Below are 13,186 nucleotides of genomic sequence, written 5' to 3' on the forward strand. Positions count from 1 at the left end.
AGAGGGGATCGTATGATGACGTTCCGTCGCGTCGCAACCACGGCGCTCACCACCACCGCGATGTGGGTGGCCAACCCAGCCGTTGCCCAGGTCGCCGATCCGGCGGGTGCCACGCCCCAGACGTCGGCCAACAAGACGACGACGGCGGCGTCCGACGATACGATGAATTCCGAAGACATCATCGTCACCGCAACCAAGGTCGAAACCCGGTTGCAGGATACGCCGATCGCCATCCGCGCGATCGGTGGTGCAGACCTGACCAAGGCGCAGGTGACCGACGTCAGCGGGCTTCAGCGTCTCGCTCCGGATCTGGGCGTCACCCCGGACTCGGTCTTCACGAAGATCGCGATCCGGGGCGTATCCAGCCAGGATATTTCGGAAAGCGCCGATCCGGCGCTGACCGTTTCGATCGACGGCGAGTATATCAATCGCCCGGTCGGCCTGAACGCCAACTTCTTCGACCTGGAACGGATCGAAGTCCTGCGCGGGCCGCAGGGGACGCTGTTCGGTCGCAACTCGACGGCGGGTGCGCTCAACATCGTCGCGGCCAAGCCGGTGCTCCAGAGCTTCGAGGGCTCGGCGACGGCGGGCTATGGCAATTACAATGCGATCTACGCGACGGGCGCGGTCAATGTGCCGATCGGCGACACGCTGGCGATCCGCGTGGCCGGACTGCACAATCAGCATGACGGCTATGTCAACAACGGCCCGGCGGGGCGCGGCGACGATGCCAATGTCGATGCGGTTCGCGGCAGTATATTGTTCGCTCCCGGTGCGCTCGAGGTCTATCTCGCGGGGGAATATGTCGACATCGACCAGACCGGGCCGATGCAATATGGACTGCCCGTCAGCGGGACGACCCCCGGGGTAACGGAACTGCCCGCGTCCGTGGCCTCGCCCACGACCTATCCCACATTGGCCCAGCGGCAGGTCCCGTCGTTCGTGGACGTGCCGCAGGGCTTCGATCCTGCCAGCTTCCCCCTCGGCCGGATGGGCAGCTTCAAGAGCCAGCAATATGCGGTGCGCGGCCGCATCTCCTATGATTTCGGCGGTGCGACGCTCAGCTACATCGGCGGTTACCGGCATGTCGACAACCAGGCCGTCATCCCGCAAAACGGCTATCTGCCGGAGCTGTTCACTTTCTATAACGACCGCTACGATACCCGTACGCAAAGCCATGAAGTCCGTCTGAACGGCGGTACGCAGGGCCAGTTCGTCTGGCAGGTCGGCGGTTTTTATTTCCACGAAAACCAGATCATCGCGCGTGGTCTTTATTTGACTACGGCAAGTGCCTTCGCCAATTTCTTCTATCGCCCCTATGTCACCTCGGACTCCAAGTCAGCCTTTGCCCAGGCGACCTATTGGGTCGTGCCCGACACGCTGAGCTTCACCGGCGGCATTCGCTATACGGATGACAAGAAGGACGCGAAGTACATCAATTACGGCTTCTATCGTTCGCCGACCATGGCACGGCCGCCCGCCGACGGCAGCGGGACCGGGGCCTTGATCCGCTATCCCACCTATAAGGAAGACAAGATCACTTGGACGGCGGGTGTCGAATATAAGCCCGCCCGCGACAACCTGCTCTACGCGAAGGTCAGCACCGGATACAAAAGCGGCGGCTTCGACTTGGTCGGGTCGTTCAACGCGGAAAATCTGACCGCCTATGAGATCGGCTCGAAGAACCGCTTCATGGGCAACCAGCTCGAATTCAACGCCAGCGCCTTCTATTACGACTATAAGGACCAGCAGGTTCAGGTGTATATCGACACCACGGTCGGCGCGCGCACCTTCAACGCGGGCAAGAGCCGGGTCTGGGGTATCGAAACGGATACCGCCGTTCGTCTGTCACCGAACGACCGGGTCAGCCTGATCGTCAACTATATCGATGCGCGGTTGCAGCAGTTCGCGGGCATTCCCGCGCCCACGCTGGCCAACCCGGCGTCCACTGTCGCGCGCCTGACGCTGGATCTGGCGGGCAATGTCGCCCCGCAAGCCCCGAAATGGACGATCGGTATCAACTATACCAAGACGATCGAGCTGGGTGACGGCTACAAGCTGGTCGCCAACGGCTTCAGCCGGTTCAAGTCGCGCTACTTCCTTACCGCCTTCAACTACAAGGGCGACGAAGTGGATGCGTTCACCACCACCGATCTCAGCCTGGAACTCAACATGCCGAACAACCGGTTCAGCATCCAGGGCTATGTCCGCAATCTGGAGGACAATCGGGTGAAGACCTATGCCGGGTTCACCGGCGGCGGCATCAACATCTACAACTGGAATTTCGGCCAGCCGCGCACCTACGGCGTGCAGGGCTCATTCCGCTTCTGACGACCCTTTCCCCGGCGGGGCGGGTGGCCACCGCCGGGGAATGTCTCACCCCTGGAGCATGACATGGCAAGAGTGACCGAAATCCGTTACGTCGGCTACGGCGTCGCCGACCTTGATGCCGAGCGCGCCTTTTATCGCGACGACTGGAAACTGGTGGAGGCGGGCGAGCAGGACGGCCTGTACCACTTAGCCGCCGAAGGGCATGACGAGGCCTATGTCGTCCGCCTGAGACAGGACGACGCCAACCGTATCGACGTCATCGCGCTGGCCGCCGATACGCGCGTCGATGTCGATGCGTTGCATGACAAGGTCGTGGACGCGGGTTGCCGGATCATCTTCGCCCCGCGCGACCTGATGACGATGGGCGGGGGCTATGGCTTCCGCTTCTTCTCGCCCGACGGTCTGCCCTTCGAGATTTCGTCGGATGTTGAGCGCCGCACACCACGTGTGCTCAGCCGCTGGGAAGGCATTCCGCAGAAGATCAGCCATATCGTGCTGCACTCGCCCGATCACCGGGCGATGGTGGCCTTCTTCACCGACGTGCTGGGCTTCCGCGTATCGGATTGGCTGGGCGATTTCATGTGCTTCCTGCGCTGCAATTCGGCCCATCATCGTCTTGCGATCCTGCCGGGGCCGCCCTGCCTAAACCATGTCGCCTATGACATGCTGACCGTCGACGACATGATGGCGGGCATCCGGCGCCTGAAGCAGGCGGGAACGGACATTCGCTGGGGGCCGGGTCGCCATACGGCAGGCAACAATACCTTCAGCTACTTCACGACGCCCAACGGTTTCGCGGTCGAATATACCTCCGAACTGGAGCATGTCGATTTCGAGACCCACGAGCATCAGGTGCATGTCCCCGGCCCCGGCACGATGGACCAATGGGGCATCGGTGTCGGCGGTCCGCAGACCATGCCACATCCCAAGCCCGATGCCGGACTGTTCCAGCCGGTTCAGGTGTAGGCCCGATGGCGCTCTACGAACCCTTTCCCAATTACATCTGGAATCTGTCGGTGGCGATCGCGATGGAGTCGGGCGCGCAACTCGGCGAGATCATCGATATGTGTCAGCCGATCAAGGATGCGGCGGCCAGCGGCGCGGACGCCGGCACGCCGATGTTCATGAAGGCTTGGGCCGCGATGGGCGACAAGTTGATCGCGCTTGCGGCCGAAGACGAGGCGAAGGGGCGGGGCTTCTCAGCCTCCAACAAGCTGGAGCGGGCCAGCCTGTACCTCATCACCGCCGAGCGAATGCAGGGCCATGGTCACCCGGGCCGCCGCGAAACCTATGCGCGGGCGCGCGAGGCTTTCGATCGTTCTACGGTGTTGGGGCAACTGAACCGGGAGCGTGTGGAAATCCCGCTGATGGTCGGCACCATGCCCGCCCTCTATACCCGCGCGCCCGGCGACGACCGCAAGCCCGTGGTCGTGTTCTGCAACGGCCTCGATAGCTGCAAGGAATTGCTCTACTGGACGCGGCTACCGCAGGAACTGGCGCGGCGCGGCATTTCGACCCTGTGTGTCGACCAGCCAGGCTCCGGAGAGGCCCTGCGGCTTCAGGACCTCCCGGTCGACCCACATAGCGAAAACTGGGCCAGCGCGGCGGTCGATTGGCTGGAACGGCAGCCCGATGTCGATCTCAAGCGTATCGGCATGACCGGCATTTCGCTGGGCGGACACTTCGCCCCCCGCGCGGTCGCCTATGAGCCCCGCTTCGCCAGCGGCGCGGTGTGGGGGGCGAACCACAATTGGCGCGAGGTGCAGGACAGGCGCATGGCGCGCGAGGGCGAAAACCCCGTTCCGCATTACTGGGCGCATGTCCACTGGGCATTTGGTGCCGAGGATCAGGAAGATTTTCTCACCAAGTCGGAGGCGATGAACCTCAACGGGCATATGGATCGGATCAAGGTGCCGTTCCTCGTCACCCACGGCGCAAACGACCGCCAGATCAGTGTGAAATATGCCGACGACCTTTACGATCAGTTGGTGAATTCGCCCCGCCGCGAGAAGCTCGTTTTCACGGCGCGTGAAGGCGGTGTCGAGCATGTCGGAGCCGACAACATGGCCTATGGCCGCGACCTGATTTCCGACTGGTTCGCCGAGACATTGGGAGGGCACACGGCATGACGCGCCGCATCGTCGACCTGTCGATCGCGATCGACCCCGAGGTCATCACCGATCCACCCTTCATGCGGCCCAGCATCACGCGCCAGACGCACCGCGAGACCGTGGCGGAGGCCGCGATGTTCTTCCCCGGCATCACCGCCGAGGCGATGGCGGGTGGCGAGGGCTTTGCCGCGTCCGAGATGCTGACGCTCAGCACGCATAACGGCACGCATCTCGATGCGCCCTGGCATTACCATCCCACGATGGACGAGGCTCTGGCGGATGGCGGCAGGCCTGCGCTCACCATCGACGAGGTGCCGCTGGAATGGTGTGTCCAGCCGGGCGTGAAACTCGATTTCCGACACCTGCCCGATGGCTATGTCGTGACGGCGGCCGAGGTCGAAGCGGAACTGGCACGGATCGGCCACGAGCTACGACCACTCGACATCGTGCTGGTCAACACCGGCGCAGGGGCGGCGCTGGGCCAGCCCGATTTTCTCGGGCGCGGGTGCGGCATGGGCTATGAAGCAACCATGTATCTGACCGAGCGCGGTGTGCGCGTGACCGGCACCGACGCCTGGAGCTGGGACGCGCCGTTCAGCCACACCGCGGCGCGCGTCGCCCAGACCGGTGACTATTCGCTGGTCTGGGAAGGGCACAAGGCCGGGCGAGAGATCGGCTATTGCCACATGGAAAAGCTGACCCGGCTGGCCGAGCTTCCGTCCACCGGTTTCACCGTCTCCTGCCTGCCGGTGAAGGTGAAGGGCGGCTCGGCGGGCTGGTGCCGCGCCGTCGCCATCTTCGAGGATTGATCGCGATGCGGCTTGCGACCCGTGACGATGGCAGCCGGGACGGAGCGCTGGTCGTGGTCTCGACCGACGGCCGCCTCTGCCTGCATACGGGCCTTTCAATGCAGGCGGCGCTGGACGATTGGACGCGCGTCGAACCCGCTCTGCGCGCACTGGCCGGGCGGGTCGATGCGGAGGGGGAGGCGTTGGACGGCACCGCGTTACTGGCTCCGTTACCGCGCGCCTGGCAGTGGCTCGACGGCTCGGCCTTCCCGACGCACGGCGCGTTGATGCAGAAGGCATTCAACCTGCCGCCGATCGAAACCGACAAGCCGCTGATGTATCAGGGCATGTCGCACCGCTTCCTCGCGGCGACGCAGGACGTGCCGCTCCCCAGCGAGGCCGACGGCATTGATTTCGAGGGTGAGTTCGCGGTGGTGACGGGCGATGTGCCGATGGGGTGCACACCGGAGGCGGCGCTTGGCCATGTCCGATTGGTCCTCCTGCTCAACGACTGGTCGTTGCGCGCGATCGCGCCGGTCGAGATGAAGACCGGCTTCGGCTGGGTCCAGGCGAAGCCCGCCTGTTCGGTCGCGGCGTTCGCGGTCACGCCCGAGGCACTTGGCGATGACTGGCGCGACGGTCGCGTCTGCCTGCCGCTGACGGTCGAGATCAACGGCGCATGGTTCGGAAACCCGGTGGGCGACGAGATGGCCTATGGCTTCCACGAACTGATCGCGCACGCCGCGCGAACCCGCGACCTGCCCGCGGGGACGATCATCGGTTCGGGCACCGTGTCGAATGTCGATCATGCGCGGGTCGGCTCAACCTGCCTGTCCGAACGCCGGGCGATCGAGATGATCGAGGGCGGTACGCCGCGTACGCCTTTCCTGTCCTTCGGCGATCGGGTGACGATGCGGGCGGGGTCGCAGTTCGGCTCCATCGACCAGTGCGTGGTCCGCGCATGACCGGCGGCCACGCCTTTCTTTCCACCCCCGAGGAGATCATCGACGAAGCGCGTAACGGGCGCATGTTCATCCTCGTCGACGATGAGGATCGGGAAAATGAGGGCGATCTGGTCGTCCCTGCCCAGATGGCCACCCCCGATGCGATCAACTTCATGGCGCGGCATGGGCGCGGTCTGATCTGCCTCGCGATGGCGCGTGCACGGGTCGAACAGCTCGGGCTGGACCTGATGACGCGCACCAACGGGACGCGGCACGAGACGGCCTTTACCATCTCGATCGAAGCACGCGATGGCGTGACCACCGGCATTTCCGCCGCCGACCGCGCCCGCACCATCGCGGTTGCGATCGACGCGGCCCAGGGCGCGGAAGCGATCGTGAGCCCGGGTCATGTCTTTCCGCTGGTTGCGCGCGACGGCGGCGTGTTGGTCCGCGCCGGGCATACCGAGGCGGCGGTCGATGTCGCGCGGCTCGCCGGGCTCAATCCCTCCGGCGTGATCTGCGAGATCATGGACGAGGACGGGACGATGGCGCGGCTCGACCGGCTCGTCACCTTCGCGCAATTCCATGGATTGAAGATCGGGACGATCCGCGACCTGATCGCCTATCGTCGCCGTCACGATCATCTGGTCGAAAAGCGCGCGGAAACGGTGTTCGACAGCGAATGGGGCGGACAATGGCGGGCCATGACCTTTTGGAACCGCGCGACCGGCAGCGAGCAGGTCGCGCTGGTCAAGGGGAGGGTCGATCCGACGCGGCCGACGCTGGTGCGGATGCATGCTCTGTCGCCCTTTGCCGACCTGTTCGGTGAGGCGGGTGCGCGCAGCGGTCTGCTTCGCCGGTCGATGGAGGCGATTGGCCGGGAGGGAAGCGGGATCGTCGTGGTCATCAACCGCCCACGCCCCGATGGCCTGACGCTGGCGATCCATGCCCGTGCTGGTGCAGCGGTGCCCGATATGGAGGAGCTGCGCGACTATGGCGTGGGCGCGATGATCCTGAACGAATTGGGCGTCGAGGAAATGATCCTGTTGACCAACAGCCGCCACACGCTGGTCGGGCTGGAGGGCTATGGGTTGCGCGTGGCGGGTGAGCGCGCAATCTGATCGCATCGCGGATCAGCTATTGCCCATTTGGCGATAGGCGCGCGGCGATACGTCCGCATGGCGGGTAAAGAAGCGCGTGAAATAGGCCGGGTCGGAAAAGCCGATCGAATAGCCCACCTCCGCCACCGATAAATTGGTGTAGAGGAGCGCCCGCTTGGCATCGAGCATGGCGTGCTGGTCCAGCATCGCGGCGGGGGATAGAGGCGCGATCCGGGCACGGGCGACACACAGGCGGCTTTCGCTGGTCCCCAGTGCGTCGGCATAGTCCGCGATCGGTTCGCGCAGCCGAAAACGCTCGTCGATCCGCGCGCGGAGGCGGGCGACGAGGCTGTGATGATGGTCCGGCACAGACCGCGCGCCGCCCTGCATCGCGCCCAAAGCGCGCAGTGCCTCGACCAGGATTGTCAGCAGTGCGGCATCCATCGCCGCGCCATGTCCCCGGTGCGGACCACCCCAGCTCCCGTATCAGGGTCGCAATCCCGGCGCGGATCGTCGCCATGTTCGCCACCTCCCACCATTGCTGACCGCCCAGTGGGCTAGGGGGGAACTGCATCCGGGCTGCGTTGCGTTCCACAATCCACGGTCCAGCTCCAGCCGGGCAAGCAGCAGAGGTTCGATGCCATCAAGACCGCCGGCCTTCAACTCGGGGCCCTGGAAATAGCAGAAATCAATTCGTCGGCACGATCGCGTGCGGACGGGCAGGGGCTGCCTGTTGCCTTCAGCCGGGCTCGCGCCTCTTCGAACCGCTGTTCGAGCGCGGCGTTGGCCTGGAGGAAGAGCACCGTTGCTTCGCTGCCATTCTTGGTGCCCAGCGATACCTTCGACAACGCCTTGCCGTCGAATGCAGGGCGCAGCTTTTCGGGGATTTGTCGGCGCAGATGACGTGACCCTGACGTGACCCCAGTCTTTCATCCAGCGGCGACCAGAGACCGACCGGTGTTGTCGAGTATGAGCGCGGGTGAAGCAACGGGCGGGGTTAACCCCGCCCGTTGCTGTTCGAGCCCAGCAGGCCATCCAGAAAACTGTTCGCCGATGCCGCAACTCGCGCCTGGCTGAACGCTTGGCTAAACAGGGACTGCATCCGCGCCTTCACCTTACGCAGCGGTGATGCCCAAAGCTCCAGCGTTGTCTCGATCGACGCTCCCGTCACCACGGCCTCCTCGCCATGGTAACACATTGGTTCAGAACACGATCTAGAACGCAACTGTAATGCTAAACTCGCGTACGATCGTGAACTGCGCTCATTTTTGCAACGATCTGTGATAATCATTGCGTTTTGTTTTTCCCTTGGTCTTCCTTAATTGAACGGCCGGGATAGCGACGCAGATCGGCTCCCATAGCCGCGCACCGCTGAAAATCCGACGCAGGGTAATGAACGCTCTGTTCCGCGTCTGATCAATGCAATCCATTGCCGTCAAAGGGGGTTTCGTGATGCGTGTTCTTCATCGTTCTGGCCTGTTTGCTATGGCGTTGTGTTCCGCTACGGCGATCCATGCGCAGGAGACGACATCCGCGATCCGGGGAATAGTGACGGATGGCGGCATGGCCATCGCCGATGCTGACATCACCATCGTCCACGTGCCGTCGGGCACCACTGCGACTAGCCGGACGGACGCTTCGGGTACTTTCGCCGCGATTGGCCTGCGCCCGGGTGGCCCGTTCACCGTCCGTGTGGAGGTAGCGGGACATGCTCCGATCGAAATTACCGGGATCAGCCTGACCGCCGGTCAGCCACTGCGTCTGCCTATCGAGTTGAGCCAGCCTGGCGACGGGGCCGACATCGTCGTTACAGGCAGCAAACGTGGCGAGGCGACACAATTGTCAACTGGCCCGATTTCAGTCTTTGATCGCACCGCGATCGCTGGCGTTGCGTCGGTCAAACGCGACATTCGCGACATTGCCAAGCGCGATCCCTTTGCGACGATCGACCCAACCAACAACGGCATCAGCATCGCCGGAGCGAATGCACGCACCAACAAATTTTCGGTCGACGGCCAGCGCTTCAGTGACACGCTGGGCCTCAACACCGGCGGCCTGCCGACCGCACGCGGTCCCGTACCGCTCGATGCGATCGAGCAATTGTCGGTCAAGGTAGCGCCATACGACGTTGCCGAGGGCGATTTTCAGGGTGGCGCCATCAACGTCGTTCTGCGCTCGGGAGGCAACAAGTTCCACGGTGACGGCTTCTTCACCTACACCAACGACGGCCTTACCGGGAACAGCACGCGAGCAATCCCGCTCGCCCTCGATTTTAGTAGCCGGAGCTACGGCGGGTTTCTGTCTGGACCAGTTTTCGAGGACAAATTGTTCTTCGCATTAGCCTATGAACGGTTAAGCGAGACCACCCCGGCGACTTTCGGGCTGGCGGGCGCGCCAAACGTCGTGCCCAGCCTTGCGCAATCGCAGATCGACACGGTCAGTTCGATCCTGTCATCCAACTATAAATACGACGCAATGGGGGTGCTTGGATCGGTCCGCGAGACGGACGAGAAATATACGGCTAAAATCGATTGGAATATCGTCGATGGGCAGCGTCTGGCGCTTACGTATATCCATAATTCGAACACAAACGTGAGCGCGGGGGGCGGTTCGGTATCCGTCAGCCAGCCCTCGCTGGCACTGGCAAGCAACGCAACGAAAGTCCCGCAAGGGTCAGATGCGGCAATTGCACAGCTTAATTCAGATTGGTCCGACAATTTCCACTCCGAAATCCGCGTCAATTACCGAAGCTATGATGCGCCGAGGTTGCCAGCCGGCGAAGCAGGATTTGCGCAACTAACGACCTGCCTTGATCCGTCATCGGTTGGAAATCCGATAAACTGCGTATCCGGGACGACTGGCGTTGCCGATAACGCCAGCCTGGTAGTAGGTACTGCCCGTTTCAACCAGACTAACGTAGTTCGTACCAAGAATTATGGGGCGGATGTTACACTGCGGGGCGAATTTGGCGTGCATTCGGTAAAGTTAAACTTTGCCTATAACCGCAACGACATCGTAAACCAGTTTATTGCCAACTCGCTGGGGACGTATTACTTCGACTCTATCGCGGATTTGCGCAGCGGCCGAGCAAGCTCGCTGGTGTTGGCGGGGGCCGTGTCGGGCAACAACGCCGATGCGTACGGCAACTTTTCCTACAATCAAATCACTTATGGTCTGCAGGACAGCTGGGACGTTAGCAACCGGCTGAACGTCACTTATGGCGTTCGAGCCGACCTGTACGATATGTCGGACCGACCGGCGGACAGCAACTTCTTCCAAGCGCGGTACGGCTTCACCAATACCAGCACCTTCAAGGGCAAGTTTGTGCCGCAACCTCGCATCGGGGCGACATGGCGAGCGAGTGACCGGCTAACGCTACGCGCGGGCGGGGGGCTCTTTCAGGGCGGCACACCCGACGTGCTGATCGGGCGCAGTTTTACCGATACCGGGGTCGTCAGCAATTCTATAACCATCCAACGGCTTGCGAACGGCAGTTGTAACGTCGTTGCGGCACTGTGTTCAGCGGCATTGGACGGCGTCAACGGACGTACGTTCACTCCCGCCGTGCTCGACTATCTACGGACGAACACCGCCAGCCTGGCCAATGCGGGCACCGCATCGATGGCCGCGAACTATCGGCCTGCCTCGACGTGGAAAACCAGCCTCTCGGGTGATTATATTGCCAACCTCGGCTTCCTCGGCGATGGCTGGCGCATCGGCGGCGACATATACTATGGCTTCGTAAAGGACGCGCCGATCTACACCGACTTACGTTCGGTAGTAATCGGCACGACCCCAGACGGTCGCCCACGCTATTCGACCGCGACGGTTAACAGCGATTTCCGGCTGACAAACACTGACCGGGGCCATTCGCTGGTGGCCGTCGCCCGCATCGACAAACGCTTCGGGAAGAGCTTGGGACTAGGTGCCAGCTACACCTTCCAGGATATCACCGAACTGGCGCCGCTCAACGGCTCGCTGGCGTCGGAACTCTACAGCGCAAGTGCTGCGGTCGATCCGAACGGATCCGCCTACGGCACAAGCCAATATGAAATCCGCGGCAGCCTAAAGTTCAATCTCGACTTCAATCATGCGTTCTTCGGTGACAATAATACCCGGTTCAGTTTGTATGGTGAACGACGCTCAGGCAATCCCTACAGTCTGACGATGCGCGATCCGGCATCCGTCAACAGCCGTTCGGTGGTGTTTGGAACGACGAACACCGCAACGCGAGCGCTGCTGTACGTGCCGGATCTGTCCAGCGCGACTGCGGATCCGCTGGTCGTGTACGACAGTTCTGCGACTTATGACTCGCTGCATGCATATGCCGTTGCCAACGGGCTGACCAAGGGGGTCATCGCCAAGAACAGCATGCGTGCACCGACGTGGTTCAAGGTCGATCTGCACGTGGATCAGGAAATGCCTATCCCATTCGTGCCAGCGAAGTTCAAACTGTTCGCGGACCTTGAAAACGTGCTCAACCTGATCGATCACAACTGGGGATCGTACCGCACGGTGGCGACAAATTCGCCAATCGTCAGTGTTGCCTGTGTCGCCAGCGGCGCCAACGCCTGTGCGCAGTATCGCTACTCCGCGTTCACGGCACCGGTGGAAACCAACCAGGCGCGCTTTTCGGTCTGGGGCCTGAGGGTCGGCGCGCGGATAGACTTTTAAATCGGGAGATGACGATGCAATCGATCCTTGTCGCCGTACTGCTCGCGCTCACCGCCTCCCCCGTCGCCGCCGCTCAAGAACCTACGGTGCCACCGCTTCCCGTCACGAAGCGCATCCCGGTCAAGGTGATCGTAATCGCCAATTTCGAACCGGGGGAGGACACCGGCGACATCCCGGGGGAATTCCAGTTGTGGGCCGAACGGGAGAAGCTCGACGACGTCATCGCGTTGCCCGGTGGCGTCCACCCGCTGCGCCGCAATGCGCGCGGGCTGTACGGGATGGTCTGGGGCGGCACCGGAACCTTGTTCGGCGATGCCGGGCAGCAGTTGATCGGACTGCTGATGGATCCGCGGTTCGATTTTTCGAAGACCTACTGGCTGTTCACCGGGATATCGGGCGTCGATCCGCAGCTTGCCTCGGTCGGCAGCGCGGCGTGGGCACGCTGGGTCGTGCAGGGCGACACGCTGCGCGAATTCGACGACCGTGAGGTTCCGAAGTCCTGGCCCTACGGACTGTTCGCGATAGGGGCGACGGCGCCCAATGCCTTGCCGGACAACGGCAATAGCTTCGGTGGCAGTGACGACACGGCCGGGCTGGGCATGGCGATCGAACTGAATCAAGGCCTCGCCCGCTGGGCCTTTGAACGAACACGCTCGATCACGATTCCGGATACCCCGGCCCTCCAGAAAGCGCGCGCCGCCTGGAAGGGCTTTCCCAATGCGCAGAGGCCTCCGTTCGTGCTGATGGGTGAGACACTCGGGTCGCGGCGCTACTGGCACGGATCCGGCCGGACGCAATGGGCACGCGACTGGGTCAAGTTGTGGACGCATGGCAAAGGCGTGTTCGCCATGACCAATATGGAAAGCCAGACATTGGCGGGCGCGATCGAACTCGGCGCAAAGCTGAAGCTGGTCGATCCCGCGCGCGTGATGGTGCTTCGCACGGGTAGCAATCCCTCGATGCCCCCACCCGGCAAGTCCGCCGTCGCCAGCGTCAGCGACGAAGGGCTGGGTCAAATCGCAGCGTATGAAGCCAACTATCGCGTAGGCGCGCCTGTCGTGAACGAACTGCTAGACCATTGGGACCGATATGTCGACACGATTCCAACTGCTTCAGCCTTGTCAAAACGGCAAAAATGAGGGGTTTGCATTAGCCGCGATCACTCAACGTCGCCAGCGGTCTGGTCGTCACTACGCTGATCAGCCTGTCGGTCGGGTACCAGACAGCAACGAAGGAAA

The 13,186-nt window shown here is 62.7% G+C and carries 10 protein-coding genes and 1 pseudogene; 8 read left to right on the plus strand and 3 right to left on the minus strand.

The genetic code is table 11. From position 1 onward, the window contains the following. Positions 1–12 precede the first annotated feature (12 nt). The 6 genes from ACFX59_RS14625 (at position 13) to ribB (ending at position 7,295) form a co-directional block, all read left to right on the plus strand. Complete coding sequence (locus ACFX59_RS14625) at positions 13–2,331, plus strand: TonB-dependent receptor (RefSeq protein ID WP_387433119.1); 2,319 nt, start codon at positions 13–15, stop codon at positions 2,329–2,331. A gap of 63 nt (positions 2,332–2,394) precedes the next feature. Then, positions 2,395–3,297, plus strand: coding sequence for a VOC family protein (locus ACFX59_RS14630; protein ID WP_387433122.1), 903 nt, complete (start codon positions 2,395–2,397; stop codon positions 3,295–3,297). Positions 3,298–3,302: 5 nt separating this feature from the next. Then, on the plus strand, positions 3,303–4,460 hold the full coding sequence (locus tag ACFX59_RS14635; RefSeq protein WP_387433125.1) for an alpha/beta hydrolase family protein: 1,158 nt from the start codon (positions 3,303–3,305) through the stop codon (positions 4,458–4,460). Further along, positions 4,457–5,251: a cyclase family protein gene (locus ACFX59_RS14640; protein WP_387433127.1), complete on the plus strand. Its 795-nt coding sequence runs from the start codon at positions 4,457–4,459 to the stop codon at positions 5,249–5,251. Before ACFX59_RS14635 ends, ACFX59_RS14640 begins: the two co-directional genes overlap by 4 nt. 5 nt (positions 5,252–5,256) lie before the next feature. Then, positions 5,257–6,195: a fumarylacetoacetate hydrolase family protein gene (locus ACFX59_RS14645; protein WP_387433130.1), complete on the plus strand. Its 939-nt coding sequence runs from the start codon at positions 5,257–5,259 to the stop codon at positions 6,193–6,195. Continuing rightward, positions 6,192–7,295: a 3,4-dihydroxy-2-butanone-4-phosphate synthase gene (gene ribB / locus ACFX59_RS14650; RefSeq protein WP_387433133.1), complete on the plus strand. Its 1,104-nt coding sequence runs from the start codon at positions 6,192–6,194 to the stop codon at positions 7,293–7,295. Before ACFX59_RS14645 ends, ribB begins: the two co-directional genes overlap by 4 nt. Positions 7,296–7,307: 12 nt before the next feature. On the opposite strand, the gene ACFX59_RS14655 is transcribed toward ribB, so the two are convergent. From ACFX59_RS14655 to ACFX59_RS14665, 3 genes and pseudogenes are all read right to left on the minus strand, one after another. Then, on the minus strand, positions 7,308–7,718 hold the full coding sequence (locus ACFX59_RS14655) for a helix-turn-helix domain-containing protein (protein ID WP_387433136.1): 411 nt from the start codon (positions 7,716–7,718) through the stop codon (positions 7,308–7,310). A gap of 215 nt (positions 7,719–7,933) precedes the next feature. Beyond that, a complete protein-coding gene (locus ACFX59_RS14660; protein WP_387433139.1) occupies positions 7,934–8,122 on the minus strand; it encodes a hypothetical protein in 189 nt (62 codons plus the stop codon). Between the two features lie 152 nt (positions 8,123–8,274). After that, positions 8,275–8,462: pseudogene (locus tag ACFX59_RS14665) on the minus strand (IS701 family transposase); the annotation flags it as partial. A gap of 264 nt (positions 8,463–8,726) precedes the next feature. On the opposite strand from ACFX59_RS14665, the gene ACFX59_RS14670 reads away from it, so the two are divergent. Continuing rightward, on the plus strand, positions 8,727–11,948 hold the full coding sequence (locus ACFX59_RS14670; RefSeq protein ID WP_387433141.1) for a carboxypeptidase regulatory-like domain-containing protein: 3,222 nt from the start codon (positions 8,727–8,729) through the stop codon (positions 11,946–11,948). 14 nt (positions 11,949–11,962) lie between these two features. After that, positions 11,963–13,087: a purine nucleoside permease gene (locus tag ACFX59_RS14675; protein ID WP_387433143.1), complete on the plus strand. Its 1,125-nt coding sequence runs from the start codon at positions 11,963–11,965 to the stop codon at positions 13,085–13,087. Positions 13,088–13,186 lie beyond the last annotated feature (99 nt).

The organism is Sphingomonas sp. NCPPB 2930 (assembly GCF_042867205.1).
Lineage (GTDB): Bacteria > Pseudomonadota > Alphaproteobacteria > Sphingomonadales > Sphingomonadaceae > Sphingomonas.

Bases quoted from the DNA above. Each gene is read 5' to 3' on its own strand.
- ACFX59_RS14625 (WP_387433119.1), top strand. From the start codon at position 13: ATGATGACGTTCCGTCGCGTCGCAACCACGGCGCTCACCACCACCGCG.
- ACFX59_RS14630 (WP_387433122.1), top strand. From the start codon at position 2,395: ATGGCAAGAGTGACCGAAATCCGTTACGTCGGCTACGGCGTCGCCGAC.
- ACFX59_RS14635 (WP_387433125.1), top strand. From the start codon at position 3,303: ATGGCGCTCTACGAACCCTTTCCCAATTACATCTGGAATCTGTCGGTG.
- ACFX59_RS14640 (WP_387433127.1), top strand. From the start codon at position 4,457: ATGACGCGCCGCATCGTCGACCTGTCGATCGCGATCGACCCCGAGGTC.
- ACFX59_RS14645 (WP_387433130.1), top strand. From the start codon at position 5,257: ATGCGGCTTGCGACCCGTGACGATGGCAGCCGGGACGGAGCGCTGGTC.
- ribB (WP_387433133.1), top strand. From the start codon at position 6,192: ATGACCGGCGGCCACGCCTTTCTTTCCACCCCCGAGGAGATCATCGAC.
- ACFX59_RS14655 (WP_387433136.1), bottom strand. From the start codon at position 7,718: ATGGATGCCGCACTGCTGACAATCCTGGTCGAGGCACTGCGCGCTTTG.
- ACFX59_RS14670 (WP_387433141.1), top strand. From the start codon at position 8,727: ATGCGTGTTCTTCATCGTTCTGGCCTGTTTGCTATGGCGTTGTGTTCC.
- ACFX59_RS14675 (WP_387433143.1), top strand. From the start codon at position 11,963: ATGCAATCGATCCTTGTCGCCGTACTGCTCGCGCTCACCGCCTCCCCC.